This window comes from Arthrobacter sp. ISL-95 (genome assembly GCF_018613695.1).
In the GTDB taxonomy this organism is placed as follows: Bacteria; Actinomycetota; Actinomycetes; order Actinomycetales; family Micrococcaceae; genus Arthrobacter.
The window spans coordinates 37,859-63,059 of record NZ_JAGGPR010000006.1; the positions used below are offsets into that span (position 1 = coordinate 37,859).

General features: G+C 62.3%; 22 protein-coding genes and 1 pseudogene. 17 read left to right on the forward strand and 6 right to left on the reverse strand.

The annotated features are described in order from the left end of the window. Entirely contained in the window at positions 1-1,020 is a 1,020-nt protein-coding gene (locus tag J7I86_RS11000) for a VOC family protein (protein ID WP_214819745.1), read from the reverse strand. A gap of 276 nt (positions 1,021-1,296) precedes the next feature. On the opposite strand from J7I86_RS11000, the gene J7I86_RS11005 reads away from it, so the two are divergent. Both J7I86_RS11005 and J7I86_RS11010 read left to right on the forward strand, forming a co-directional pair. Beyond that, on the forward strand, positions 1,297-2,511 hold the full coding sequence (locus J7I86_RS11005; RefSeq protein WP_286179654.1) for an MFS transporter: 1,215 nt from the start codon (positions 1,297-1,299) through the stop codon (positions 2,509-2,511). A gap of 29 nt (positions 2,512-2,540) precedes the next feature. Further along, positions 2,541-3,497 (forward strand): LysR family transcriptional regulator, encoded by a 957-nt coding sequence (locus tag J7I86_RS11010; RefSeq protein ID WP_214819747.1) that lies wholly within the window; start codon positions 2,541-2,543, stop codon positions 3,495-3,497. Between the two features lie 86 nt (positions 3,498-3,583). Here J7I86_RS11010 and J7I86_RS11015 read toward each other — a convergent pair whose 3' ends face one another. Together J7I86_RS11015 and J7I86_RS11020 are read right to left on the reverse strand one after the other, a co-directional pair. Then, positions 3,584-4,360 (reverse strand): type 1 glutamine amidotransferase domain-containing protein, encoded by a 777-nt coding sequence (locus J7I86_RS11015; RefSeq protein ID WP_214819749.1) that lies wholly within the window; start codon positions 4,358-4,360, stop codon positions 3,584-3,586. A 78-nt stretch (positions 4,361-4,438) separates the two neighbouring features. Continuing rightward, positions 4,439-5,422, reverse strand: coding sequence for a nitrilase family protein (locus tag J7I86_RS11020; RefSeq protein WP_214819751.1), 984 nt, complete (start codon positions 5,420-5,422; stop codon positions 4,439-4,441). 129 nt (positions 5,423-5,551) lie between these two features. Between J7I86_RS11020 and J7I86_RS11025 the strand changes: the two genes are divergently transcribed. From J7I86_RS11025 to J7I86_RS11070, 11 genes and pseudogenes are all read left to right on the forward strand, one after another. Further along, a complete protein-coding gene (locus J7I86_RS11025; RefSeq protein WP_214819753.1) occupies positions 5,552-6,472 on the forward strand; it encodes a LysR family transcriptional regulator in 921 nt (306 codons plus the stop codon). A 77-nt stretch (positions 6,473-6,549) separates the two neighbouring features. Next, positions 6,550-6,678, forward strand: coding sequence for a hypothetical protein (locus J7I86_RS22780; protein WP_286179655.1), 129 nt, complete (start codon positions 6,550-6,552; stop codon positions 6,676-6,678). Between the two features lie 179 nt (positions 6,679-6,857). Then, positions 6,858-7,925 (forward strand): LacI family DNA-binding transcriptional regulator, encoded by a 1,068-nt coding sequence (locus tag J7I86_RS11030; RefSeq protein ID WP_214819755.1) that lies wholly within the window; start codon positions 6,858-6,860, stop codon positions 7,923-7,925. A gap of 78 nt (positions 7,926-8,003) precedes the next feature. Beyond that, the gene (locus J7I86_RS11035) at positions 8,004-9,677 is read left to right on the forward strand and encodes an ABC transporter substrate-binding protein (RefSeq protein ID WP_214819757.1); all 1,674 of its coding nucleotides are present in this window, start codon (positions 8,004-8,006) and stop codon (positions 9,675-9,677) included. Between the two features lie 102 nt (positions 9,678-9,779). Beyond that, positions 9,780-10,757, forward strand: a complete 978-nt coding sequence (locus J7I86_RS11040; RefSeq protein ID WP_214819759.1) for an ABC transporter permease — start codon at positions 9,780-9,782, stop codon at positions 10,755-10,757. Between the two features lie 10 nt (positions 10,758-10,767). Beyond that, positions 10,768-11,692, forward strand: a pseudogene (locus tag J7I86_RS11045) (ABC transporter permease). Beyond that, positions 11,689-12,651 (forward strand): ABC transporter ATP-binding protein, encoded by a 963-nt coding sequence (locus J7I86_RS11050; protein ID WP_214819761.1) that lies wholly within the window; start codon positions 11,689-11,691, stop codon positions 12,649-12,651. Before J7I86_RS11045 ends, J7I86_RS11050 begins: the two are co-directional and overlap by 4 nt. Further along, positions 12,648-13,742 (forward strand): ATP-binding cassette domain-containing protein, encoded by a 1,095-nt coding sequence (locus tag J7I86_RS11055; protein WP_214819763.1) that lies wholly within the window; start codon positions 12,648-12,650, stop codon positions 13,740-13,742. The genes J7I86_RS11050 and J7I86_RS11055 overlap by 4 nt, the downstream gene beginning before the upstream one ends. Further along, positions 13,739-15,289 carry a glycoside hydrolase family 32 protein gene (locus J7I86_RS11060; RefSeq protein WP_214819765.1) on the forward strand — a complete coding sequence of 517 codons (1,551 nt, stop codon included), beginning with the start codon at positions 13,739-13,741 and terminating at the stop codon, positions 15,287-15,289. The genes J7I86_RS11055 and J7I86_RS11060 overlap by 4 nt, the downstream gene beginning before the upstream one ends. Positions 15,290-15,435: 146 nt before the next feature. Next, positions 15,436-16,860 (forward strand): glycoside hydrolase family 32 protein, encoded by a 1,425-nt coding sequence (locus tag J7I86_RS11065; protein ID WP_214819899.1) that lies wholly within the window; start codon positions 15,436-15,438, stop codon positions 16,858-16,860. A gap of 27 nt (positions 16,861-16,887) precedes the next feature. Then, positions 16,888-17,829, forward strand: coding sequence for a carbohydrate kinase (locus J7I86_RS11070; protein WP_214819767.1), 942 nt, complete (start codon positions 16,888-16,890; stop codon positions 17,827-17,829). 18 nt (positions 17,830-17,847) lie between these two features. On the opposite strand, the gene J7I86_RS11075 is transcribed toward J7I86_RS11070, so the two are convergent. After that, on the reverse strand, positions 17,848-18,729 hold the full coding sequence (locus J7I86_RS11075) for an aldo/keto reductase (RefSeq protein WP_214819770.1): 882 nt from the start codon (positions 18,727-18,729) through the stop codon (positions 17,848-17,850). 126 nt (positions 18,730-18,855) lie between these two features. Next, on the reverse strand, positions 18,856-20,304 hold the full coding sequence (locus J7I86_RS11080) for an MFS transporter (protein ID WP_214819772.1): 1,449 nt from the start codon (positions 20,302-20,304) through the stop codon (positions 18,856-18,858). A 102-nt stretch (positions 20,305-20,406) separates the two neighbouring features. On the opposite strand from J7I86_RS11080, the gene J7I86_RS11085 reads away from it, so the two are divergent. Then, positions 20,407-21,288 (forward strand): helix-turn-helix transcriptional regulator, encoded by an 882-nt coding sequence (locus J7I86_RS11085; protein WP_214819774.1) that lies wholly within the window; start codon positions 20,407-20,409, stop codon positions 21,286-21,288. A gap of 118 nt (positions 21,289-21,406) precedes the next feature. Here J7I86_RS11085 and J7I86_RS11090 read toward each other — a convergent pair whose 3' ends face one another. Then, positions 21,407-22,063: an ATP-binding cassette domain-containing protein gene (locus tag J7I86_RS11090; protein ID WP_214819776.1), complete on the reverse strand. Its 657-nt coding sequence runs from the start codon at positions 22,061-22,063 to the stop codon at positions 21,407-21,409. A 54-nt stretch (positions 22,064-22,117) separates the two neighbouring features. Here J7I86_RS11090 and aztB point away from each other — a divergent pair, with 54 nt between their 5' ends. The 3 genes from aztB to aztC are packed head-to-tail and all read left to right on the forward strand — an operon-like array spanning position 22,118 to position 25,199. Next, positions 22,118-23,002, forward strand: a complete 885-nt coding sequence (aztB, locus tag J7I86_RS11095; protein ID WP_214819778.1) for a zinc ABC transporter permease AztB — start codon at positions 22,118-22,120, stop codon at positions 23,000-23,002. Positions 23,003-23,004: 2 nt separating this feature from the next. After that, on the forward strand, positions 23,005-24,291 hold the full coding sequence (locus J7I86_RS11100; RefSeq protein WP_214819781.1) for an ABC transporter: 1,287 nt from the start codon (positions 23,005-23,007) through the stop codon (positions 24,289-24,291). Next, complete coding sequence (aztC, locus tag J7I86_RS11105; RefSeq protein ID WP_214819783.1) at positions 24,288-25,199, forward strand: zinc ABC transporter substrate-binding protein AztC; 912 nt, start codon at positions 24,288-24,290, stop codon at positions 25,197-25,199. Before J7I86_RS11100 ends, aztC begins: the two co-directional genes overlap by 4 nt. Positions 25,200-25,201 lie beyond the last annotated feature (2 nt).

The following is a 25,201-nucleotide window of genomic DNA, read 5'->3' on the forward strand; positions in this document are numbered from 1 at the left end:
CTAGCCCCGCCCCTGCTTTGCATAGGGGTTCAGGAGGGCTTCCTTCATTTCGGCGGAAGCACCTTCTTCCGTTGCGGTGAAGCCCTCAGCCGGCGGGAAGGATTCGGTCATGGAGTGCGGCATGGCACCGTTCTTGTAGAAGTTGTTGGAGCCTTCGGAGGGCTTCCAGGTGCTGGCCTCCCAGTCCGGGACGTAGTTGCGGTAGCCGCCGGAGTTCAGTTCCACACGCAGGCCTGAGGGGTCCCGGAAGTACAGGAAGTTCTGCTCTCCCACGCCATGAATGGAGGGACCGTATTCCATCGGGGTGCCGTTTTCCATCATCACATCGGCGGTCCGGAGCAGGTCCTCGGTTGCGTCAACCCAGAAGGCGATGTGGTTGACGCGGCCGGGGCGGTTGGAAGTATCAAGGACGACGCCGAGGTCGTGGGACTTCTCGTTGGTGGTCAATACCGAGAACACGGTGATGGGTGCTTCGTCCAGGTCCACGAAGGCCATGACGCGGAAGCCCAGCGCTTCGTTGTACCACTTGGCGAATCCCCGCACGTCGGAGGAAGCCACCGTGACGTGGTCCAGGAAGCGGGGAGCGGCCGCGTGGCTGCTGCGACGTTCCGGGCGGTCCGGGTAGGTGGATTCGAAGCCAGGCTCTGCAACGAACTTCTCTACGTCATAGAACAGACGCATGTGGTGGCCGTAGGGACCCGTGAACTCATAGGCCTTGCCGAAGCCGTGTCCGCCGGCAGTCCACGTACCTTGCACACCCGTTGCTTCTACCCGGGCTGCTGCTGCTTCGAGTGCGGCCTGGGAGTTGGTACGCCATGCCATCCGGCCCAGCGAGGCCTCCGGGCCTTCGGTGATGACCAGGCTGTAGCGGTAGTAGTCGCCCCAGCAGCGCAAGTACACGTTGCCATCCACGCGATCGATGACGCGCATGCCGAACTTTTCTTCATAGAACCGCGCCGAGGCTTCAACGTCCGGAGTGGTGATCTCCAGGTGGGCAAGATGGGAGAGGGGAGTTTCCACGATGAATTCCTTCTGAGTGCTCTGATTGCTCGGACAGTTATCTGCAGGTCCTGTAACAACCATGAGCCACATCACGTATTCGGAGAAGGGCAACTCTCTGATAGCAACTATCTGTTCAACAAATAGTTGATGGATAGCGAAGATATCCATCCCACGAATACCTGCTATACCGAAACAGCTATTCTCCGCCTGCAGAGCCCTTGCCACAGTGAATGCAATCCCTCCCGGCACTTGTGCCACTCCGCGGGATCATCTTCAAAGGCGAAGGAACACCCAATGAGCACCATGGATCCAACTGCAACCCAGCCCGGCCCGCCTGCCTTAAACCGAACGGCCGGAAAGGCCCAGGCGGCGTTGCTGGTGGCCGGCAGCTGCATGCCCGTACTAGGCGCAGTACTGCTGGCCCCCGTTCTCCCTACCCTGAACCAGGTCTTTGCCGAAACCGCGGGCGTCGCCATCCTTGTTCCGCTGGTCCTAACCCTGCCCGCGTTGTTTGTGGCACTGTTCTCTCCGCTGGCCGGGTACGTGGCCGATCGCGTGGGACGGAAGCAGCTGCTCATCGGCGCGATGCTGGCCTATGCACTCTTCGGAACGGCCCCACTTTGGCTGGACTCCCTTGGCGCCATAGCTTTATCGCGGGTGGGTGTAGGAATCGCCGAGGCAGCCATTATGACCTGTTGCACCACGCTGATCACCGACTACTACGCAGGCCAGCAGCGGAACAAGTACCTGGGGCTTCAGACCATGGTCAGCGCACTTGCCGCCACGGCATTTTTCGCGCTCGGTGGCGCCTTGGGCAGCATCAGCTGGCGGACTCCGTTCTGGCTGTACGCTGTCAGCGCCGTGCTGGTGATCCCCATGATCTTCACCCTGTGGGAACCCGCCAAGAGCCGTGCTCAAGATGCGTCCACCACCAAAGAACCGGTGCCTTGGCGGGACATCGCTGCACCGGCAGCAGTGACGCTGTTCGGGGGCATCGTGTTTTACGCCTTGATCGTCCACCTGCCGTATGTCATCACCGGGCTCGGCGTCACTGACACCGGCCTCATCGGCGGAGCTGCCGCCATCGCTTCGTTGGCCACTGCGGCAGGTGCTATTTCGTTCCGTTACCTCGCCAAGCTGGGTACCCGGAAACTGCTGATGGGCGCCTTCGGCCTTGCAGCAGTGGGGCTTTGCGTGGTGTCAGTAGCGGGTAGCGTGCCCGTTGCCATTCTGGGCGCGGTGGTGGCCAGCGCCGGAACCGGCGTGCTGTTGCCGACGCTGCTGACCTGGGCCGTCAACGGCTTGGAGTTCTCCCAGCGCGGCCGTGGTACCGGCATCTGGACATCCACCCTGTTCATTGGTCAGTTCCTGACGCCAATAGTCCTCGGAGCAACTGCTGCCGCATTGGGCAACGTGGGCCTGGCACTGGGAGCATTGGGCATCGCTTGTGCCGTCGCGCTGCTTGCCGTCCTGGTCCGGGGCCCGCGGCTCGTGAGCATCGCCAGCTAATGTCCTTCGCTGGTGGATAACCTAGGGGCATGAAGAACCTGGATCTGAACCTCTTGCCACAACTCCAGGTTCTGCTTGAGCTGCGCAACGTTTCCCGGGCCGCGGAACGGCTCCAATTAAGTCAGCCGGCCACGAGTGCGGCGATGGCCAGGCTGCGGAGGCATTTCGACGACGAACTTTTGGTCCGTAACGGCCGCAGCTATGAGCTCACGCCCTTTGCGCAGTCTCTGGTGCCGCTGGTTGACGAGGCGATGCTTCACATCCAGCGGGCCACGGGCGTCCGGTCCGGGTTCGATCCCACTACCAGCGAACGTGAATTCGTGATTGCCGCATCCGATTATGCGGCGGCACTCATTGTTGGCCCCCTGCGCGGAATCCTGCAGCAGGAGGCTCCGCATGTGGTGGTGGACATCGTCCCGACCTCCGGTGTGCAGGGCGCCTTGGCGGACTATTCCAGGATGGACTTGCTGGTGGGGCCCACGGGCTACAAGATGCAAGGTGCCACAAAACAACTGTTCAGGGACAGCTTTGTAGCCGTGGCTGATGTAGGCAATCCCCTTCTGCAGCTGCCACGGTTGACCTTGGAGGACCTCGTCGGGGTGCCACACGCTGTGGGGTACTTCGGCGAAGGCATCAGCACTCCTGCCGACATGCTTTTTGAGTCCGGCGGTGTCCGACGACGAGTGGCCGCAGTGGTGGCCGGATTCCTGTCCCTGCCGCTCCTGGTGGAGGGGTCTGACCTTGTGGCACTGGTTCCGCGCATGCTGGCCTCCAGGGCGCAGCGGGGGGCGAACATTGAGGTCCTTGAGTTCGACGGAGAGCTGGAAGCGGCGTTAGTGGAAGCCATGTACTGGCATCCATCCCGGACAGAGGATCCCGCCAACGTGTGGCTCCGTTCCGTGGTGCAACGCGCCTGTTCACAGCTCCACGAGATCTTTCCTGTGACGGCGCATCCGGTCACCGTCATGGGCGTCCAAGCCGGTTAGCTCGGAAACCGTCGAGCGGCCCCCACGGATGGGGGCCGCTCGGATCAGTGCCGGCAGACTAGTGCCAAAGAACTCGTGTCAGCGGACTAGTGTTCGGTGTCCGCCGCTTCCTTCCTGGCACTCTTTTCCGCATCCTTCTCAGCACGCAGCACTTCTGACTCGTGTTGTTCTTCAGCCTTTTCCTGGTGGATGACCGCGGCGAAGAGCTTCTCCATTTCCTTGGCGACGCCTGCCGCGGAGGCTGGATTCTGGCCGGTTACCAGGCGCTCGTCAACTGCCACTTTCTCTTCAAACACGCCGGCGGAAACGTGGCGGGCACCCTGCTCCTCAAGGCGGTCCGCCAGGAAGAATGGAAGGACTTTGTCCTTGCCGGCGGCGACTTCCTCGTCATTGGTGAAGGCAGCAACGTCCCGCCCCTGGACGAGGCGGAATCCGTTGTTCAATTCCACATTCAGCAGACCGGCGGGACCGTGGCACACCGCTCCCACCAGGCCACCGGCGTCGTAGACGCTGGCTACCAGGCGCTGCAATCCTTCGCTGTCCGGGAAGTCCCACATAGTGCCGTGCCCGCCCACCAGGTAGACGGCGTCATATTGTTCAGGATCTACGACGTCGACGCGGGCAGTGTTGTACAGCCCGGCGCGTGTGGTCTCATCCTTGGTGAAGGCAACCTGGATGGGGTCATCGGTGTCTACCTCATCGCTGGGAGGCTGGCCGCCCTTGATGGAGGCAAAATCGACGAAATGGCCTGAATCTTTGAAGACCTTCCAGGGATGTGCGGCTTCGGCCACGTTATAGCCGGTCTTCTCGCCCGTATCGCCGAGCTCGGAAACGCTGGTCAGTACCATGAGGATTTTCTTCATGAAGTGCTCCTTTCGTCCAACGTCCACACTACGCCCCACCCATTGCCGGCCCCGCGGAACGCTGAGCCCACGAGTCGTCTACAAGCTGACCGGATCCGAAGAGAAGCGGGCCGCGCGGGCATCCAACTCATGGCCCCGCCGTTGACTGAGGATGGCGTACAGCTCCGGCCTGCGTCCGCGGATCCACCTCCGACCGGTGGAAAACGGGACGAGGCCGAGGTCGAGGTCGGCGGTGACAATGGCTTCGCCTGCCACCCAGGTTTCGGCAACGATGGCACCATAGGGGTCGATGATCATCGCATTCCCAGTGCGGATCTCGTTGTCGTCGCGGCCCACACCATTGCTGAAGAGAACGAAGATTCCGTTGTCGTGGGCGCGGGATGGTAGCCAGCGCATGAGCCATTCACGGCCGTGTTGTCCTCGGAAGGCGGCGCGGATGGCATCAGGATCTGAAGCGCGGTTTTCCCAGAGGGCCGCCGGGATGGGTTTCATTCCCCGCGGGCTTCGGGAGTTCGTGCCACCGGTTTGGTGAGGAGCCAGGAGCACCTCCGCGCCCAGGAGGGCGGTTGCGCGGACGTTTTCTACGAGGTTGTTGTCCCAGCAGATCAAGATGCCGATTCTGACGTCCCAGGGAGTGTCGAAGACCGTGAAGTCCGAGCCGCTTTCGATCGCCTCGTGTTCGAAAGCGTGAATCTTTCGGTGTGTGTGTTGTGCGCCATCGGGCAGGCATACGGTGTAGGAGTTGTAGAGGCGGCCGTCGCTGCCGACTTCCAAGTATCCGACGCCGATGCCCACACCCAGCTCCCGGGCAAGCACGCCGACCGCACCGACGCTAGCCCCGTGCTCCGGCTCGGCAAGCTCCTCCAAACGCCGGGTTGTTTGCCTGCGAAGGTGCCAATAGCCGATCAAGCACATTTCCGGGAACACGACCAGTTGCGCTCCGTCCTCTGCTGCCAGGGTCGCCAACCGGCGAATGGTGTTCAGGTTCAGGTCCGGTCGGTCGGGGACGGCCTCGAACTGAACGGTTGAGGCCCGAAGGGTCGGGTGTGTCTGGTTGGGCATTGGGTCTCCTTGGTGGGGTGTTTGGCTTCTTCCACCCTTCTTGCCGGAATGCATTCTGTCCATTGAAATATTTGCTGCTTTCAATTCCATGCAGGAATGCATCTACTGCAAACGCCATAGGATTGCGGAATGGAACTTCGCTTGTTGCGCTCGTTTATAGCGGTTGCTGAGAACCGAAACTTCGGCGCTGCGGCGAAGGTGCTGATGACAACTCAATCCGCCCTCACCAAGCAAATTCAGGTGTTGGAGCGTCAAGCAGGAAACACGCTGTTTGCCCGCGGGAGGCATGGTGCCACACTCACCCCGGCGGGCGAGGCATTGTTGGCAGATTCCGTTGATCTGGTGCGCAGGGCAGATGCCTTGGCCCACCGCATGCAGCGCGTGGCCATGGGTGCCGAAGGCGTGATCAACGTGGGGTTCGGGATGTCCGCCATTGACATCGCGCCGCGCGCAGTGGCGGTCTTCCGTTCCCGACACCCACGGGTCGACATTCGGCTCGAGGACATGTCCTCTTCGGCGCAGCTTGCCGCTATCCGCAACGGCTCCTTACACGTTGGGTTTGTCCGCCTTCCGGCGCCCCCAGACATTGAAACGCGGGCGATTCGCCGTGATCAGCTTGCCCTTGCCTTTCCCTCCGGAGAGCCGGTTCCGGAGCCCGACCCTGGAAGTCTGCGGAAATGGCTCCAAGGCAGGGCGCTGATTCGTCTGGTTCCGGCGAGAGGGCCGGGGCTGGCGGCTCAAAGCAGCCAACTGTTCACCGATCTGGGATGCAGCCCAACGGTGACGTATGAGACGTCGGACTTGCTGACGGTGCTGGCCTTGGTGGCTGCAGGGGGTGGCTCGGCGGTGGTTCCAGCCAGCGTCTCCGCCATGGTCCCGGGGGGAGTGCAACTAATCCCGGTCAACCTCGACTCGGCATCTTGGAGAGTTGGAACGGCGTGTTTGCGCGAGAACCGGAACCCCTTGGTTCCGCTGTTTCTCGCTGCCGCAGAGTCCACGGCAAAGCGCAGAGGCCTAGAAGTTCAACGTTCCATTGCCTCCGAGGAATAAGCGAGCTGATTGAACCGGGCCGTCAGAATTGGTAGGCGACTCGAGGTGGGCGAGCATGTGCCGCCTATGCTTGCCTCATGTCTACTGATGAAGAGAAGGATCCTCCCGTACCTGCTGACGTCGAGGGCAAAATACCAAGAAAAGTTCACGACCACCCGGACGCGGAAGAACCAAAAGCCTCCAGCGACGAACCCGGCGAAAGGTAGTCGCCAAGCGGCATCCTCCAGGCTCTTGCAGCCCTGTTGACAGACTCGAAGTAACGCGGGTAACCTAAGTCACATGCCCACCGGGTAACGCGCGTTACCAACAGCGTCATCCGTTGAGCAGCCAGACAATGAAGCCCTGGCATCAACCTCGGATGGAACAAGAGCACCCGGAGCATTCAATGGCGAAAACCACCACTGGCGAGACCGTACCTGTGCGGCAGCGGGGAGTCACCATGAAGGACGTCGCCAACCACGCAGGCGTCTCCCGGACTGCAGTCTCGTTTGTACTGAGCAACCGGGAAAACGCCAGCATTTCCGAGGAAACCCGCACTCGGATCAACCAAGCCGTGCAGGAGTTGGGTTATCGGCCCAACGCCGGAGCACGAGCGCTGGCATCCCGGCGCAGTGACTGGTACGGGATCGTGACAGAGATCGTCACGGCACCGTTCGCCGTCGACATCATCAAAGGGGCCCAGGACCAAGCCTGGCTTGACCGTCGGTTCCTTCTCATCGCGCCCTCCGACCAGGCCGATGCCGTAGGACCCAATGAGGGCCTTGAAGATGCTGCAACTGAAAAGCTGTTGGAACAACGGGTGGAGGGGCTTCTCTACGCAGCCACCTTTCACCGGGGCGTCCACGTTCCGGCGAGCGCCAATGAAGTACCCACCGTGTTGATCAACTGCTTCGATGCGGACGGAAAGCTGCCCTCGATCGTTCCTGACGAGCGTGCGGGTGGCCGTGTGGCGGTGGAACGTTTGCTCCAAGGCGGCCATACCCGGATCGGAGTCATCAACCTTGACCCGAATATTCCTGCAGCAGTGGGGCGTTTGGAGGGTGCCCGCGAAGCACTCGCCGCCGCGGGACTGGAGCTGGACCCGGAATTGGTGGTGTCCGGATACGCCACTGCTGATGGTGGCTACGACGCCGCTTGCCACATCCTGGATCGCTACCCGGAGGGCGGGAGGCCAACGGCGCTGTTCTGCCTCAATGACCGTATGGCGATGGGCGCCTATGACGCCATCAAGGAGCGGGGCCTGACCATCCCCGGAGACATTGCCGTGATCGGCTTCGACAACCAGGAACTTATTGCGGCTTATCTGCGGCCAAAATTGACCACGGTTGCGTTGCCCTTCGAAAGAATGGGCGCCTTGGGCGTCCAAACGCTCGCCGCTCTTACAGCAGGACAGCCGATCCTCGCCGACCAGCAATTGGTCGACTGTCCGCTGCTAGAACGCTCTTCGGTCTGACCGCGAAATCAACGTCGAAGAGCAACCCTTACCCACCCCTTCACCTTGGACGATGAAGATAGGAAAGAGATAACCATCATGACACAACCCCGATACTTCCGGGCTGCCCGGATGACGGCGGCAGGCCTTGCAGTGGGCGCAATGCTGCTCACCGGCTGCACGGCCAACGTCACCAAGACAAGCACTTCCGACGCCGGAGCGAACGCGAGCGCGTTCCTCACTATTCCGCGTGAGGACATGGGTACGTTCGTGCAGAACTTCAACCCGTTCGCTCCCACGGTGAACCCGATGGTTCAGCAGTCAATCTACGAATCCCTCCTGATCTTCAACCCGGCAAAGGGAGACACGGTGCCGTGGCTGGCTACCGAGTGGAAAGCTGCAGAGGACGGCAAATCGGTCACGTTCACCCTTCGTGACGGGGTGAAGTGGTCCGACGGGCAGCCTTTTGTGGCTGAGGATGTTGCCTACACGTTTGAACTGCAGAAGAAGATCAAGGGCGGCTTCGAGTATCTTGACACCGTCACGGCCGAGGGCAATAAAGTCACGTTCAACTTCAACAAGCCGTGGTCTCCTGCCCTCTATGATGTGGGCCAACTCATCATCCTGCCCAAGCACGTTTGGTCTGCTTTGCCTGACCCGGAAAAGGATGCCAATGCCAAGCCGGTGGGTACCGGGCCTTACACCGAGGTGGATACTTTCCAGGCCCAGTCCTTCGTGCTGAAGAAGAACCCTAACTACTGGCAGCCTGAGAAGCAGAAGATCGCCGGTATCAAGATGCTCGCTTTCGCAGGAAACGACGGCGCCAACCTCGCCGCCGCGAACGGGGACGTGGACTGGGCCCCGCAGTACATTCCCAACATTGAAAAGACGTTCGTTTCCAAGGACAAGGAACACCGTAAGTACTGGTTCCCTGCCACAGGCGCCATGATCAACTGGCAGCTCAACACCACCAAGGCGCCGTTCAATGATGTTGACGTCCGCAAGGCACTGAGCATGGCCGTGGACCGCGATCAGGTCACCAAGATCGGGATGAGCGGCTATGCCAAGCCGGCGGACTGCACCGGTCTCTCCGGCAACTATGAGACCTGGAAGAACGCGGCGGTCAAGGACAACTGCACATGGACCAATCATGATGTGCAGAAAGCCAACGAGCTTTTGGACAAGGCTGGCTACACCAAGGGTGCCGATGGCAAGCGCACGTTGAAGGACGGGAAGCCGTTCGAGTTCAAGATCTCCGTGGGCGCCACTTCTTCTGACTGGCTGTCCGTGGCCAACGTGATCGCGCAGAACCTGGCCGAGGTGGGCGTCACTGCGAAGGTGGAGTCCCCTGACTGGGCTGCAGTGGTTGCCGGCTATGAGACCGGTGACTTCGATTCCGGCATTGTCTGGAGCGCCAACGATCCCAGTCCTTACAAGTACTTCAACACTTCCATGGGCACGGCCACTGTGAAGCCGGTAGGCACCAAGACGTTTGATAACTACCACCGCTTCGGCGACACGAAGGCCGATGCCCTGCTGGCGGACTTCGTTGCGGAGGCTGACGAATCCAAGCAAAAGGACATCGCCAACAAGCTGCAGGAAGAGTACAACGACGTCGCGCCCTTGGTGCCGCTGTTCTCAGGCCCTGAATGGGGTGCCTTCAATGACACCCGCTTCACCGGCTGGCCCGCCGAGGACAACCCGTACGCAACGCTCTCCGTCCGGTCACCCACAACGGTGCTGATCCTGACCACGTTGGAACCGCGCAAGTAGGCCCTGGGGCCTCACACTGCACGCCCGGCAGTTCTTTTGCCGACCGGCCAATGCTGCCGGGCGTGCCCCCACATTTCCGCACTTCCCGAATGGAGGGAAACCGTGCGCTTCATCCTGCGCCGCCTGGGTTTCTACCTGATCGCCTTCTGGGCATCCATCACCCTGAATTTCCTGCTTCCGCGGTTCATGCCGGGAGACCCTGTGTCCCGCATGTTCGCCCGCTCCCAGGACCGAATGCAACCCGAACAGATCGAGGCCCTGCGCAAGCTGCTGGGTGTTGATGATCGGCCCATTTGGGAGCAATACATCGACTACATGCACAACATCTTCACCGGACAGATGGGTGTTTCCATTTCCCGTTTCCCCACCCCGGTCACCGAGGTCATCGCGTCCCAAATCGGGTGGACACTCCTGCTGGGCGGAACCGCCCTGGTGATTGCCGCCGTCGTGGGTAATTTGTTGGGCATCCTCGCCGCTTGGCGTCGTGGCGGCGCGATCGACTCCGCGCTCCCACCGGTGCTGGTGTTCATCGGCTCGTTCCCTTACTTCTGGCTGGCGATGGGTGCGCTGTACCTGTTCGGCGTGGTGCTGGATTGGTTCCCGATCCGCCATGCGTTTACTGACGGTTTGGAGCCGGCGTTCACTTGGGAGTTCATCGGCGACGTCGGTGCGCACCTTGTGCTGCCGGCGCTGACGATTGTGCTGGTCTCGATCGGGGGATGGATGCTCGGCATGCGAAACACCATGATCGCCACCAATTCCGAGGACTACATCACCATGGCCGAAGCCAAGGGCCTCCGCCCGAACCGCATCATGCTTCGTTACGCTGCACGCAACGCCATGCTCCCGTCGGTGACCAGCTTTGGCATGGGACTGGGATTCGTGGTGGGTGGTGCGCTGCTCACCGAAGTGGTGTTCGCCTACCCCGGCGTTGGCTACCAACTTCTCAACGCTGTCCAGGGCCTCGACTATCCGCTCATGCAGGGCCTGTTCCTGACCATCACCGCCGCTGTGCTGCTTGCCAACTTCCTGGTGGACATCCTCTACGTCCGCCTCGACCCGCGCGTGCGCAGCAACTAGAGGACCGATCATGACAACCGCACTTCTGAAGCAGCCAACTCAAACCCCGGCTGTCCGCAAGCCCAACCGCAGCTTGGTCCACGGCCTCATCAGCAACAAGAAAGCGCTGACAGGTATGGCCGTGATGGTCATCTTCATCGCACTGGCCTTGCTGGCACCGGTGCTGTTTCCGGGCGACCCTTCGCGGATCACCGCAATGGCGTCCCTGGAACCATCGGCTGAACACTGGCTGGGCACCACCGCCAAAGGACAGGACGTGCTGGCACTGACTGTCCACGGCTCACGCAGCTCACTGTTCGTGGGACTGACCGTGGGTTTGGCCTCTACTTTCATCGGCATCCTGGTGGGCCTTGCCTCGGCGTACTTCGGAAAATTCATTGACGAAGCTGTCCCTGGTCACCAACGTCTTCCTGCTCCTGCCTGGTTTGCCGCTCCTGGTCATCCTGGCTGCTTTCCTCCCGCCGGGGCTGGGCACCGTGATCCTGGTACTGGTGATCACCGGTTGGGCGGGCTCAGCGCGCGTCCTTCGCTCACAAGCCTTGTCCATCCGCTCCAAGGACTTCGTGGCTGCGGCTGTGGTGTCCGGTGAACGGGCCGGGCGGATCATGTTCCGGGAGATCCTGCCCAACATGGCCTCAATCGTCATGGGCACCCTTCTGGCCTGCGTCATTTACGGAATCGGCGCCCAAGCCGGCCTGGAGTTCCTGGGACTGGGCGACGTCAGCACAGTCTCATGGGGAAACAACCTCTTCTGGGCCGGCAACGAAGGCGCCTTGCTGACCGGCAGCTGGTGGGTCTTCGTACCCTCCGGCGTATGCATCGCACTGGTGGCCTTTGCCCTTGCCCTGATCAACTACGCCGTGGATGAGGTCACCAACCCGCGGCTGCGAAAGATCAAAGCACCGAAAGATACCGAAAGGAGCGCCGCCAAATGACCATCTCCCAAGTTTCCTTCGGCACCCACGAAGCCGTCCTGGAGGTCAAGAACCTCACAGTCAAGTACATCGGCGACGCCCGCTCCACCACCGCCGTCGACCACGTTTCCTTCAGCATTGGCACCGGTGAGGTGTTCGGCCTCGCCGGGGAGTCCGGCTGCGGAAAGTCCACCATCGCCAACTCGATCATGAGACTCCTGAAGGAGCCCGCCAAGATCGCCGGCGGCAGCATTTCCTTTGGCGGCAAGGACGTCCTGGCCATGAGTCCGGAGGAGCTGCGGCGCTTCCGCTGGCAGGACGTGGCCATGGTGTTCCAATCGGCCATGAACTCGCTTAATCCGGTGCTGACCATTGGCGAACAGATCGTGGACATCTTCACCACCCATGCCGGCTACTCCCGCAAGGAATCCCTGCGGCGTGCCGGTGAACTGCTGGAACTGGTGAGGATTGACCCCGCCCGGCTCAAGTCCTATCCGCACCAGCTCTCCGGCGGCATGCGTCAGCGAGCCGTGATCGCCATGGCGGTAGCGCTTAAGCCGTCCCTGTTGATCCTTGACGAGCCCACCACCGCCCTGGACGTGGTGGTGCAGCAGGAAATAATGGCCCAGATCAAGGAACTCCAGCGCGAGCTAGGCTTCTCCGTCCTGTTCATCACACATGACATGTCCCTGATGGTGGAACTCTCGCACCGGATGGCAGTGATGTACGGCGGCCGGATGGTGGAGACCGCGAAAGCCCAGGACGTCTACGCCAATCCCCGTCACCCGTACACCCAGGCGCTGATGGGCGCGTTTCCGCCGCTCACCGGTCCCCGGGTTCCGTTGACCGGACTTCCCGACGGCGTGAAGTTCCGGAACATTCCGGACCTCGCCGAGGTGGCACCCGGCCATTTTGTGGCACCGTTTGAGGCCGACGCCCCGGTGATTGATTCCATCAACCTGGAAGGAGCTGCACGATGAGCCACTCACTCATGACATCATCGGCCGTGTCCGGCACGGGCACCCCTGCCCTGGAGATTCGAGGCCTGGGAAAGACTTTCCCCATTGGTGGGTTGTTTTCCCGCGATTCTGTCCGCGCCCTTCACGGGATCGATCTGAGCATCGGCAAGGGCGAAATCGTAGCGCTCGTGGGGGAGTCCGGTTCCGGAAAGAGCACCCTGGCCCGCTGCGTGGCCCGGCTCGAAAAGCCGAGTTCGGGGGAGATCCTGATTGACGGCGTCGACGTCCTCAAACGCGACCGCTTCCAAGCGTCGCGTGCCTTTCGCTCGCAACTGCAAATGGTGTTCCAAGACCCCTTTGGTTCACTGAACCCGGCCCACAGGATGGACCATTTCCTGCGCCGCTCTTTGGCGATCCACGGCAGGAGCGGCGCCTCTGAGCGCGAGACCCAGAGGCGGCTCGAAGAACTCATGACCACCGTCGGCCTGCAAGCTGACATGCTGAACTCGTACCCGCACGAGCTCTCCGGCGGCCAGCGCCAACGCGTTGCGATCGCCCGGGCGCTCGCGGTTGAACCGCAGGTCATCCTGGCCGACGAGCCCACTTCCATGCTTGACGTTTCTGTCCGGATCGGTGTGCTGAACCTGATGCGCAAGCTCCGCGACGAACAGGGCATCTCCATGCTCTACATCACCCACGACCTCGCGTCGGCACGATACTTGGCGGACCGTACCGCGGTGATGTTCGCCGGTGAACTGGTGGAGGAAGGCGAGTCTTTGGACCTCCTGGCCAACCCTGCGCACCCTTATACGCAGCTGCTGGTTTCAGCTGTCCCGGACCCTGCCCGTGCAGGCTCGTATGATCCGGTCCGCAGGGCCGAACTGCGGCAAGCGGTCATGGCCTCAACGCACTGCACGTTCCAGGACGATCCAAATCAAGCATGTTCGTCCGAAGAACCCGTGCGCCATCAGGTGGGTGACCCGCAAAACCGCCACTGGGTACGCTGCCACCTCTACCGGCCGTGGGCTGCTGCCGGCAGCCATGCCTTGGCGAGTGAACCAGTCCCATCCAGCCACCCGGCGTCGAACGCTCAAGAAGAGGCTCCCGCATGACCGAAATGACTCACCCGCTCGCCACCATTCCGAGGGACGAATTGCTGTCCCGCGCCGAAGCCGACCCCCTCCGCCCGCGGTTCCACTTCGTCTCACCGGCCGGTTGGCTCAACGATCCCAACGGCGTCAGCCAATGGAACGGCACGTACCACCTGTTCTACCAGTACAACCCTGAAGGTGCTTTTCACCACCGCATCCAGTGGGGTCATGCCGCCAGCACGGACCTGGTCACGTGGTCTGATCAGCCCGTTGCCTTGGAACCGTCCGCGGGACCGGATGCCGAGGGCTGCTGGTCAGGCGTGCTGGTGAACGACGACGGTACGCCCACCTTGGTGTACTCGGGACGTTATAAGGATCAGGAGTTGCCCTGTGTGGCCGTGGGATCGGCGGACCTGTTGAACTGGACCAAGGATCCCCGGAATCCTGTCATTGGCGCCCCGCCGGCCGGGGTAGAGATCACGGCGTACCGCGATCACTGTGTGTGGCGCGAAGGCAGCAAGTGGCGGCAACTGGTGGGTTCAGGGATTCGACACCTCGGCGGCACGGCGTTCTTGTATGAGTCTTCGGATCTGCGGTCTTGGGACTACCTCGGGCCGCTGTTCATCGGCGACGCCTCCAAGGGTGATCCCGCGGACACTGACTGGACCGGGACCATGTGGGAATGCGTGGATCTGTTCAGGGCCGGAGAAGGATCGCTGGGGTCTGCACCTGCTGATAACTCGCCGGACGTGCTGGTCTTCTCCGCGTGGGACGACGGCGAAACCCGCCACCCGCTTTACTGGACCGGCCGCTACGCCGGGGATACCTTCGAGCCGGAGGCGCTGCACCGGCTGGACTATGGAGGTCGCTTCTTCTATGCCCCGCAGTCTTTCCAGGATGAGTCCGGCCGACGTGTCATGTTCGGCTGGATGCAGGAAGGGCGAAGCGACGCAGCCATGGTGGAAGCCGGCTGGTCCGGGGTGATGAGCCTGCCGCGGCTCACCACAGTGGCTAAGGACGGAACCTTGGAGTTTGCACCGGTTCCCGAAATCGCGAAACTCCGCAGCAACCACGTCAGCGTGCAGGCCCAGGCGTTGGTGGGAGCCGGAACGCCACTGGATACCCGTGTGTCCGGCAACCAGCTGGACCTTGACCTGGACGTACAGCTCGCCCCTGGTGCGGAGGTTCGGCTTGGAGTGCTGGCGTCCACGGATGGTGCTGAGGAAACGGTCATCGTGATGAGCCGGGCTGCTGACGGAACCCCCACAGGCACTCTCCGCCTTGACCGCACGCGCAGCAGCCTCGACCCTGAGATCGATGTGGAGGACAAGTCCGGACCCCTTCCCATGCCGGACGGGCGAGTTCGCCTGCGCGTCCTGGTGGACCGGTCCGCCGTCGAAATTTTCGCCAACGGGAAGCCACTCACGGCCCGTATCTACCCCACCCTGGGCGGCGAGCGCGTGACACTGGCCGCCACTGAAGGTTCCGTGCGCCTCCTCTCCTTTGACGCTTGGACCATGGCCGCTGTGTTTGAAGAGACCCGCAGCCTCCTGCCTGAACGGAAGTGAAAACCATGAAAAATTCACCATCAGTCTCTCGCCGCGGACTTCTAACCGGCGCCGGTGCGGTAGCGCTGGGCGGTTCCATAGCGCTGTCCAGTCCCGCTGATCCCGCCTCGGCCGTGGGCGGCTCACCTTCGAAAGGATCATCCCGGATGCGTCCGGTCTACCACTTCAGCGTGACCGATAACTGGAAGAACGACCCTCAACGGCCCATTTACCTGGATGGGGAGTACCACTATTACTACTTGTACAACGCTGACTACATCAAGGGCGGTGGCGGCACGTCCTGGCGTCGGGCCACCACTACCGATCACGTCGCGTTCCGGGACCGCGGTGTCGCGATTCCGAAGTTCAGCAACGGCAACGGCGACTGCTGGTCCGGATGCTTGGTGGTTGATGAGAAAAATACTGCGGGATATGGGGCTGGTGCAGTCATCGCACTGGTCACCCAGGCACCGGAAGGCCGGCAAGCACAGTACCTCTGGTATTCCACGGACAGGGGTCGCTCTTTCAAACCCGGCGGCAAGGCTCCGGTATTGCCCAACCCGGGGGTGCATGATTTCCGTGATCCCAAGGTCATATGGGATGAGGCCCGTGGCCGGTGGTTCATGGCCAATGCAGAGGGGCAAAAGCTGGGTTTTTACACCTCCCCGGACCTGCGGTCCTGGAAGCGTGCAGGCGAATTCCTTCGCAGCGACCTGGGGCTGCTGGAGTGCCCTGACCTTTTCAGGATGACTGCCGACGACGGCACCTCGCATTGGGTCTTGGGTACCAGCGCCAACGGCAAGGGCCGCGGACTGCCTGCGACGTATGCCTACTGGACGGGAGCTTTTGACGGCAGTTCCTTCACGCCCGACCGTACCGAGCCGGAATGGCTTGATTGTGGCTTCGATTTCTACGGCGCGGTGACGTATCCGCATCACGATGCATCGGGTGCGGGGGACCCGACCCTCCGCCGGGCGATCGGTTGGGCAAACTTCTGGGACTACCCGCATAACACGCCCACCCTTGCCACTGACGGCTACAACGGCGATGACATGATTGTCCGCGATGTCCGGCTCAAGCGTGGAAACGGCGCCTATTACCTCGCTTCCGCACCCACGTCTGCGCTGGAAGACCACGTGAAGCGGACGCATCGACTGGGCGATGTGGCGGTTGCGGGTACTCATGACCTGAAAGTCCGCTCCAACGCCTACGATCTGAGCTGCGAGCTGGTGTGGGATCCGGCCGAGCCACCGGCAAATCTCGGTCTGGAGGTATGCCGTGCGCCAGGTGGAGGCCGGCATGTGGCCGTGGGCGTCTTCCTGCGCGGACCGTTTACCTACGTCAATCGCCGCCCCACCATCAACCCCACTGCAGGCGAAACCCAAACCCCGATGGACCCGGCCTCCGGGCGACTCACGCTGCGGATCCTGGTGGATCGCACCAGCGTGGAGATGTTCGTCGGCGATGGGCGGGTGGTTCACTCGCACCGGGTTTTCCCCCTTGAAGGCGATGACGGCATCCGCCTCTACGCCCATGAAGGAGCCGCCACGTTCCGGGACCTGACCATCCGTGAGCTCAAGGCGACGCAATAGCTCGCCCCTGAACGAGAGAGAGAACTGATGGATTACCTCAAAACCGCCGACCAACCGCATCCGCAGCTTGATGTCATGGTGGTTGGTGAAGCACTCATCGACGTGGTGACCTCCGGGAACCACAGGGTGGAACACCCTGGCGGTTCACCAGCCAACGTCGCCTACGGACTTGCACGGCTCGGGGTCACCACCGGCCTCCTGACAGCCATGGCCCCGGATGCCTGGGGGAGGCGAATTGAAGAGCATCTCAGTGGCGCTGGAGTCGTGCTCCTGCCGGGATCGAAGCGCCTCGCCCGGACGGCATCGGCAACAGCAACCGTTGCGGCCGATGGCTCAGCCCATTATGACTTCGACATCTCTTGGGACCTGGCCCCTCAGACCCCTGCCCTTTTCCCGAAAATCCTGCACACCGGTTCCATCGCCACTTTTCTGGCCCCGGGCGCCGGTGCTGTGAGATCACTGCTGGAACAAGCCCACAGGCACTGTGTGATCACGTATGACCCAAACATCCGCCCGGCCCTCCTTGGCAGCCATGCGGAAGCGAGGGCCATCTTCGAGGATCTGGTGAGGTTCACCGACGTCGTCAAACTCAGCGACGAGGATGCGCAGTGGCTATACCCAGGGAACAGCGTTGACGAGACAGCTGCGCGCATCCTCGGGCTGGGTACCAGCCTCACGGTCATCACCAGGGGCGCAGAAGGTTCCTACCTGAGCACCCCGGGCTTTGACGTCACCGTTCCTGCCGTGAAAACCAAAGTTGCAGATACCATCGGCGCCGGAGACTCGTTCATGTCAGCCCTGATTCATGGGCTGCTCAATCGCGACACGGAAGGGTTCGCCCCTGCCGTTCTGGAGCAACTCGGGCGGGCTGCGGCCGCTGCTGCTGCAATCACCGTTCAACGTCCGGGGGCAAACCCGCCCAGCCTGGAGGAGCTGACTGCCCGTCTCGAAAGTCAGCGGGTGGGATAAATGGATGATTTCTTTCGTTCAGGCTTCGGGAATGACCATGGCGAACCGCTCTTCGCGGGCTTCGTCCGGGTCGGGTCCACTCCGCACGCCGGTGTCGAGCGCGTTGATGACGGCGGTATCGGCTTCGGATAGCTCGAAGTCGAACACGTCGAAGTTCTCGCCGATGCGGTTCGGGTTGGTCGATTTCGGTATCGCTGAGCGGCCCTGCTGCAGGTGCCAGCGAAGCATTACTTGCGCCGGGGTCTTGCCATGGACTTGACCGATAGCGGCGATGGCAGGGTCTTCCATGACGTTCCGGCGGTCCTCGCCCCACCCCGGGTAAAAGGTGATTCCTCCGATCGGCGACCACGCCTGGGTGATGATCCCGTGCTCGGCGTTGGCTGCCTGGACTTCCGGTTGGGTGAAGTAGGGGTGGAGTTCAACTTGGTTTACGGCCGGGATGACAGTAGTGGCGTCGAGGAGTTGCTTTAGATGGTTCGGCATGAAGTTGCTGACACCGATCGCCCGTACACGCCCATCAGCGAGGAGTGCCTCGAGGGCCTTGTACGCGTCGATGGTCTTCTCGAACCGGTCCGGAGCGGGTTGGTGCAGGATGAACAAGTCAAGATGCTCCACGCCGAGTTTGCCGACTGCTTTGTCCCACGCGTGCAGTGCCTGGTCATAGCCGTAGTCGCTGACCCATACTTTGGTCTCAATGAATAGGTCCGAACGGTTCAGACCTGAATTGCGGATGCCTTGCCCGACTTCCCGCTCGTTGGCATAAGCAGCCGCGGTGTCGATGTGCCTGTAGCCGGTGTTCAGTGCGGCCTCGACAGCCGCCGTCGTCTCTTCCGGAGCGCTTTGGAAGACGCCGAGCCCTATGGCCGGCATGGTGACTCCATTGTTAAGTGTGATGTCCATGCGATCTTTCCTTTGTAGGTCCTGGTTCGGTTCCAGTGAACACCTGGTGTCGACCCCCAGGGAGTGCATGTCAGTACCCCCTTGAAGTGCGGGGCTTGAAGTGCTGGGCTTGGAGCGCCGACTCGGTTAGCGGGCGTGCGCGGTTTCGGGTGTAGGCGCGGCCGTTCGAGGTGTCCTTTTTCGTGCTGCGAAGTCGGCGGGGAGTATCAGGATGATGGTGACAATCAGGGCGAGGAGCAGCAGGACGCTGCCTGTGGTGAGGGCGACACCGACCTGGGCGGCCATATCGACTGCGGCCGTCCCGGTGGTGGGGACTGTCGCTGCGGCGGCCACTGCGATGCCGAGCCCTAGGCAGGTGCCCACTTGGTGGAACGTGTTTACCAGGCCGGATGCGGCACCGGCGTCGTCGGCTGGTGCTCCGGTGATGCCGAAGGAGGTCAGGGGAGCGAACGCGAGCCCTTGGCCGGTACCGATGAGCACCATCGGCAGTGCCACCCCGAGGGTGTAGTCAGTTCCGACTCCGGCCTGGCTGAGCCAGATCATCCCTGCAAGGGTGATCAGCACCCCGGCTACAAGTGCGAGTGATCCGGGTATGTTGCGCAGGATTCGGGGGATGCTCATGGCAACAGCGAAATTGACTGCTGTCATGGGCAGGAATCCCATGCCAGCCGGCAGGGGGTTGAATCCCAGGACTTCCTGCAGGAACTGGGTGGTGAAAAAGAAGAAGGCGATCATCGCCCCCAGGTACAGGAAGCGTGCGAGGTAGGCGCCGGTGCGGCGGCGGCTGGCGAACAGGCGCAGCGGCATGATGGGCTGGGCGGCCTTGCGTTCGATGAGGACGAAGAGGATCAAAAGTACGACGCCGGTGCTGACGGTTGTGAGCGTCACGGGCGAGTTCCAGCCCGCTTCAGTGGTGTGGATGATTCCGAACACCAGAGCGCCGACACCGAGGGTGGCGCCCAGGGCGCCGAACACGTCGAAACGGCCCCGGCTCCGTCCGGTCTCCGGGAGGACCTTGGGGGCGAGGGCGATCATTGCTGCGCCGATGGGTACGTTGACGAAGAATCCTGCACGCCAGGAGATCCAATGTGCCAGTGCCCCGCCGATGACCAGTCCGAGGCTGGCGCCGATCCCGGCGGTTGCACCGTATAACGCCACGGCCCGTGTGCGCTCGCGGCCTTCCGGGAAACTCGCCGTGAGCAGGGAAAGGGAAGCCGGGGCGACGATCGCGGCCCCAATGCCCTGAACGGCGCGGCCGGTGATCGCCCACCAGCCGTCCGGTGCCAGCCCGATCAGCAGGGATGCGAGCGAGAACACGACCAGGCCGAAGACGAAGACCCGTCGGCGGCCGAGCAGGTCACCGGCCCGGGCGCCCAGCAGCAGCAGGCCACCGAAGACCAGCGTGTACGCATCCTGAACCCACGCGAGTTCACCGGTGCTCAGGTGCAGTTCAGCCTCCAGGCTCGGTAGTGCTGTGAAGATCACCGAGTTGTCCAGCAGGATCATGAAGTAGCTGACGAGGATGATTGCCAGGATCGCCGCGGGGTGGGCAGCTGGTGTGGGTTCAGGTTTCATGCTTTCCATGCAACCGTGATCTCTGGACTGTGGGGAGTCACGGGTGTTCCGGGTAATGCCAGTCCCTCCCTCGTCCCAGCGACCGGGCGTAGCGTGGAAGCCATGACACACAGTGAGGACGTGCGGAAGTTCCTGACTTCCCGCCGATCGAGGATCACCCCTGAGGAGGCCGGGCTGCCCGCCTATGGCGGCAACCGGCGCGTTAGTGGCTTGCGCCGGGAGGAGGTCGCGATGCTCGCCGGGATGAGCATCGACTATTACATCCGTCTTGAGCGCGGAAACCTCTCCGGCGCCTCGGACAGCGTCTTGGAAGCGCTCGGGCGTGCGCTGAAACTTGACGACGCCGAATTGGCGCACCTGTTTGACCTGGCCCGTGCCGCCACCGCAGCTCCGCGGGTGCGGCGCAAGCGCAGTCCCCAATCGGTACGGCCGAGCGTCCAACGCGTCCTCGATGCGATCACGGCCGCACCGGCTTGGGTTCGCAACGACCGCGGGGACGTTCTGGCCGCTAACGACCTCGGCCGCGCGCTGTATCTGGAATTGATGGCCGAACAGACCACACCTCCGAACAGTGCCCGGTTCACGTTCCTGAACCCGAAAGCACGGGAGTTCTTCGCCGATTGGGAACGCGCGGCGGATGACATGGTCGCCGTCCTGCGGTCGACGGCAGGGAAAAACCCTTATGATAAGGACCTCACAGACCTGATCGGTGAGCTCTCAACCCGGAGCGAGGAATTCCGTACCCGGTGGGCACGCCATGACGTGAAGTACCACCGCACCGGCCGCAAACGGCTCCACCACTCAATCGTGGGGGACCTGGACCTGAGCTTCGAAGCGCTCGAGCTGGCCGCTGACCCGGGACTTCGGATCAACATCTATACGGCAGATCCCGGGACACCCTCCGAGGACGCCCTGAAAGTCCTCGCCAGCTGGGCCGCAACTCAGCGAAACACCACCCAGGCAGCGGTACAGGAGACATCCTAAACCACAGCCCATTGATCTCCCGACATCGGCGCTGCAAAGCACCTGGCCGCGGGCAACGCGGGGTGAGTGTGACCCTCACCGCGGACATCGTCCGCCAGCGGCAATGAATGCATCACCGTCAGCTGACCCGTCGGCCGCCCACCAGTCTTACGACATCGTCTGCAGCTTCAATTGACTCTTCATCATGGCTGACGCAGGCCACTGCGGCGCCCCGCGCTGCTTCTGCTGCGAGCATGGTCCGTGTGCGCTGCCGGTTCTCCGGATCCAGGCCCGCCGCTGGTTCATCAAGCAGGAAGATCCGAGCCCGGCGGGCGATGCCTTGGGCCAAGAGCGCGCGCTGTCGCTGGCCGCCGGACAGCGCATTGAACGGTGATGATGCCAGTTCTGTGAGCTGAACCCGAGCCAGTGCCTCAGAGACCCTCGCTTTCCGCTCCGCTGCTCCTATTTTGGGTGCCCGGCTTTTGGGTGTCCGGCCGAATCCCTCACCCCACGTGCCCATGGTCACAACGTCGTGAACGGTGAGGGGGAGAGTGTCCGGGGTGGTCACCCGTTGGACTACCAGGGCCACATCGTCGTTGCGGTCCACCGTCCCGAGGGCAGCTTGGCGTACCCCCGCGAGGATTTCGATGAGGGTCGATTTGCCTGCTCCATTGGGGCCGGCGATTGCGGTCACTCTGCCCCACGCAAGGTCCAGGCCGACGCCCACCAAAGCGGGAGAGTCACCGAAACTGAAGTGAAGGTTACGGGCGCGCAGGGCTGAATCGGAAGAGTCCACACTTGATTCTAAGCATTATTGATAATGAATCTCAATATGCTTTAGAGTGACTGAGTGCATTGGCTAACTGAACCGTTTACCGCAGATTTCTTCCTCCGGGCCCTCATCGGCGGAGCTTTCGTAGCGACCATCTGCGGTGTTGTAGGGACCTGGGTTGTCATTCGCGGCATGGCCTTCCTTGGTGAAGCCATAGGGCACGGAATGCTGCCCGGGGTGGCGCTGGCGACAGTTGCCGGCGCTCCGGCCATAGCGGGCGGTGCGGTGAGCGCCGTCGTCATGAGCGCAATGATCAGCCTCCTGCAGCGCCGTGGCCGCCTTTCGTATGACACCAGCATCGGCCTTCTTTTCGTCTCAATGTTGTCGCTCGGGGTCATCATTGTGTCCCACTCGCGTTCTTTCGCCACCGACGCAACCGCCATGCTGTTTGGTGACATCCTCGCGGTGGACGAAAGTGACCTGCTGGGGTTGCTGCTGGCGGCCACTGCCACAGTGGCCCTTGCCGCCGTCCTCCACCGCAGTTTCGTGGCTGCAGCCTTTGACACACGTATTGCCCAAACCTTGGGGCTCCGTCCACACATTGCCCAGTTGGCACTGGTGGGATTGGTAACCCTTGCCGTGGTCTCTTCCTATCAAGCCGTGGGGTCGCTCTTGGTGGTGGGACTCTTGCTCGCCCCGGCAGTTGCGGCCGGCCCGTGGACACGCAGCATCCCGGCCCGCATGGTGGCTGCAGCAGCCTTCGGCACTGGGGCGGTGGCTCTTGGCTTGCTGTGCTCCTGGTATGCCGGTACAGCGGCCGGCGCATCCATCGCCATGGCCGCCATCACCCTCGCCGCCTTGTCCGGCGTGTTAGCGCGCCTGAACTTAAGGCGCAGCAGGCAGGCCATCAAGGCTCCTCAGCCGGAACCTGCCTCTGCCTTGGTATCCCTCACTGGAAAGTAACTATGAATCACCGCACAGAACCACCGAATCACCGCACTAAACCGACGGCCCTCGTCGCTACGTTCGTTCTCTTTCTTGCAGGGTGTGGCAGTCCGTCCGTCCCGCAGGCCCCGGACCTTGGGCAGACGCCGCAACCTGAGGTGAGCGAATCGGCGTCGACCGCTGACGGGCACGGGGCGATCACCGGAGTGGCTGAGATGGCCGAGCCGCAGCTTCACCTGGTGGCGATCGACGCCGAAGGGGAAACTTCCATGGTGGATCTCCTCAACGGGACACAGTCCCGGCTGGGGAGAGTCGAATCGCCGGTTGACGTCAGCACCGACGGGCGTTACGTCTTTGCGGTCGGCAACACTGGCGTAGAGATCGTGGACAGCGGTGCGTGGACTTGGGATCACGTGGACCACTTCCACTACTACCGGGCCGATCCCCGGAACATTGGCAAGGTAGACGGTGAAGGTGCCGCCACCATCGCCACGGGGATGTTATCCACGGCCGGAACAACAGGCATGTTCTTCCCAACCTCCGGGGAGGCGGTCCTTTTGGAAAATGCATCGCTCTCCGGCGGGACCATTTCGGAAACTCTTCGAATCAAGACCAAACCACACGCAGGCTTGATGGCCCCGCTGGGCGAGGGGGCGGTGGTCACCGAATCCGACGACGACGGGAATGCCGTCCGCCTCCGGGCCATTGACGGCAAGGGCAAAGAACTGTCCAGTACCGAATGCCGATCAGCGGCAGGAGCCATCACCACCCGGGTGGGATTGGTCATCGGCTGCTCGGATGGAGCGGTGATCGCAACCACGGAAGGCACAACGGCGGTCTTCGAACGGGTTCCCTACCCGGCGGGAGCCGCAGCCCCGGCCACCGAATTCAACGGCCGCAAGGGCAGGCCTACGGTTGCCGGCCTGAGTCCTGATTCCGGAGCCTGGCTCCTGAACACCCGCCAGCGCACCTGGGAATGGCTGCCAACCGCCACCCCCGTCATCGCTGCTGCCACAGCCGACGACGCCGGTCACCACGTTGTGGTCATCGGCACCGACGGCACGGTGCAGGTATATGACGCATCAACCAGGAAACTGATTGCCGGTACCAAACCACTGGTGGCCGCATCTCTGGCCGAGCCCGTCTATGCCGACAAGATTCGGCTCACAGTGGACGCCCAGCGTGCTTACGTCAATGCGCCCGCAGAGGGATTGGTCTACGAAATTGACTACGCTGATGACGCCCGGATCGCACGGACCCTCGAGCTGCCGACAAAGCCGGTTCATGTTGTGGAGACCGGCCGGTGAGGCGGGCGGCACTCCTTGCCCTCATCGCGGTGGCTGGGCTGGTTTTGTCCGGTTGCTCCCAACCCGGGACGCCGGAGAAACCGCAGGTAGTGGTGACCACCAACATCCTGGGAGACGTCACCAGAGAAGTCCTCGGCGACCAGGTTGAGGTTACTACTCTGATGCAGCCCAACGCTGATCCGCACTCCTTCGAAATTTCGGCACAGCAAGCTGCCCTCATGGGCAGCGCTGACCTGGTGGTTTCCAATGGCCTGGGTCTGGAGGAAGGGCTGCAGCAGCACCTGGACCGGGCCGTGAAAGCCGGCGCACCAGTGCTGGCGGCGGGTGACGTCGTCGACGTCGTCCCTTACAGCTCCGGCGACGCCGAAGGGACGCCCGATCCCCATTTGTGGACCGATCCGGCAGCGATGATCGATGTCGTGGACGCCGTCGAAGATGCCGCACGCGACATCGAAGGGATCGATCCCACGAAGCTTGCTTCCAGCGCTGCGGCATACCGGGACAAGCTCACCGAACTGGACGAGGAAATGATCGGGGCCTTTGCCGCCATTCCCAAAGAACGGCGGGCGTTGGTCACAAATCACCATGTTTTTGGCTACCTCGCCAAACGCTTCGACTTTCAGGTTGTTGGTGCGGTCATTCCCGGGGGGACCACGTTGGCGGCACCGAGTGCTGCTGATCTGCGCCAACTCAGCCAGGCCATCCGTGGTGTCGGTGTGCGCACCATCTTTGCGGACTCGTCCCAGCCCGACCGGCTGGTGCAAGTCCTCGCCAGCGAAGCCGGCGTCAACGTAGAGGTTGAACAGCTCTTCACCGAGTCACTGACAGGACCCGATGGCGGCGCGGAAACCTATCTGGACATGATGCGCGCCAACACTGAGCGCATCGTCTCCGGGCTTAAACCCTGATC

Bases quoted from the DNA above. Each gene is read 5' to 3' on its own strand.
- J7I86_RS11005 (WP_286179654.1), top strand. From the start codon at position 1,297: ATGAGCACCATGGATCCAACTGCAACCCAGCCCGGCCCGCCTGCCTTA.
- J7I86_RS11010 (WP_214819747.1), top strand. From the start codon at position 2,541: ATGAAGAACCTGGATCTGAACCTCTTGCCACAACTCCAGGTTCTGCTT.
- J7I86_RS11015 (WP_214819749.1), bottom strand. From the start codon at position 4,360: ATGAAGAAAATCCTCATGGTACTGACCAGCGTTTCCGAGCTCGGCGAT.
- J7I86_RS11020 (WP_214819751.1), bottom strand. From the start codon at position 5,422: ATGCCCAACCAGACACACCCGACCCTTCGGGCCTCAACCGTTCAGTTC.
- J7I86_RS11025 (WP_214819753.1), top strand. From the start codon at position 5,552: ATGGAACTTCGCTTGTTGCGCTCGTTTATAGCGGTTGCTGAGAACCGA.
- J7I86_RS22780 (WP_286179655.1), top strand. From the start codon at position 6,550: ATGTCTACTGATGAAGAGAAGGATCCTCCCGTACCTGCTGACGTCGAG.
- J7I86_RS11030 (WP_214819755.1), top strand. From the start codon at position 6,858: ATGGCGAAAACCACCACTGGCGAGACCGTACCTGTGCGGCAGCGGGGA.
- J7I86_RS11035 (WP_214819757.1), top strand. From the start codon at position 8,004: ATGACACAACCCCGATACTTCCGGGCTGCCCGGATGACGGCGGCAGGC.
- J7I86_RS11050 (WP_214819761.1), top strand. From the start codon at position 11,689: ATGACCATCTCCCAAGTTTCCTTCGGCACCCACGAAGCCGTCCTGGAG.
- J7I86_RS11055 (WP_214819763.1), top strand. From the start codon at position 12,648: ATGAGCCACTCACTCATGACATCATCGGCCGTGTCCGGCACGGGCACC.
- J7I86_RS11060 (WP_214819765.1), top strand. From the start codon at position 13,739: ATGACCGAAATGACTCACCCGCTCGCCACCATTCCGAGGGACGAATTG.
- J7I86_RS11065 (WP_214819899.1), top strand. From the start codon at position 15,436: ATGCGTCCGGTCTACCACTTCAGCGTGACCGATAACTGGAAGAACGAC.
- J7I86_RS11070 (WP_214819767.1), top strand. From the start codon at position 16,888: ATGGATTACCTCAAAACCGCCGACCAACCGCATCCGCAGCTTGATGTC.
- J7I86_RS11075 (WP_214819770.1), bottom strand. From the start codon at position 18,729: ATGGACATCACACTTAACAATGGAGTCACCATGCCGGCCATAGGGCTC.
- J7I86_RS11080 (WP_214819772.1), bottom strand. From the start codon at position 20,304: ATGAAACCTGAACCCACACCAGCTGCCCACCCCGCGGCGATCCTGGCA.
- J7I86_RS11085 (WP_214819774.1), top strand. From the start codon at position 20,407: ATGACACACAGTGAGGACGTGCGGAAGTTCCTGACTTCCCGCCGATCG.
- J7I86_RS11100 (WP_214819781.1), top strand. From the start codon at position 23,005: ATGAATCACCGCACAGAACCACCGAATCACCGCACTAAACCGACGGCC.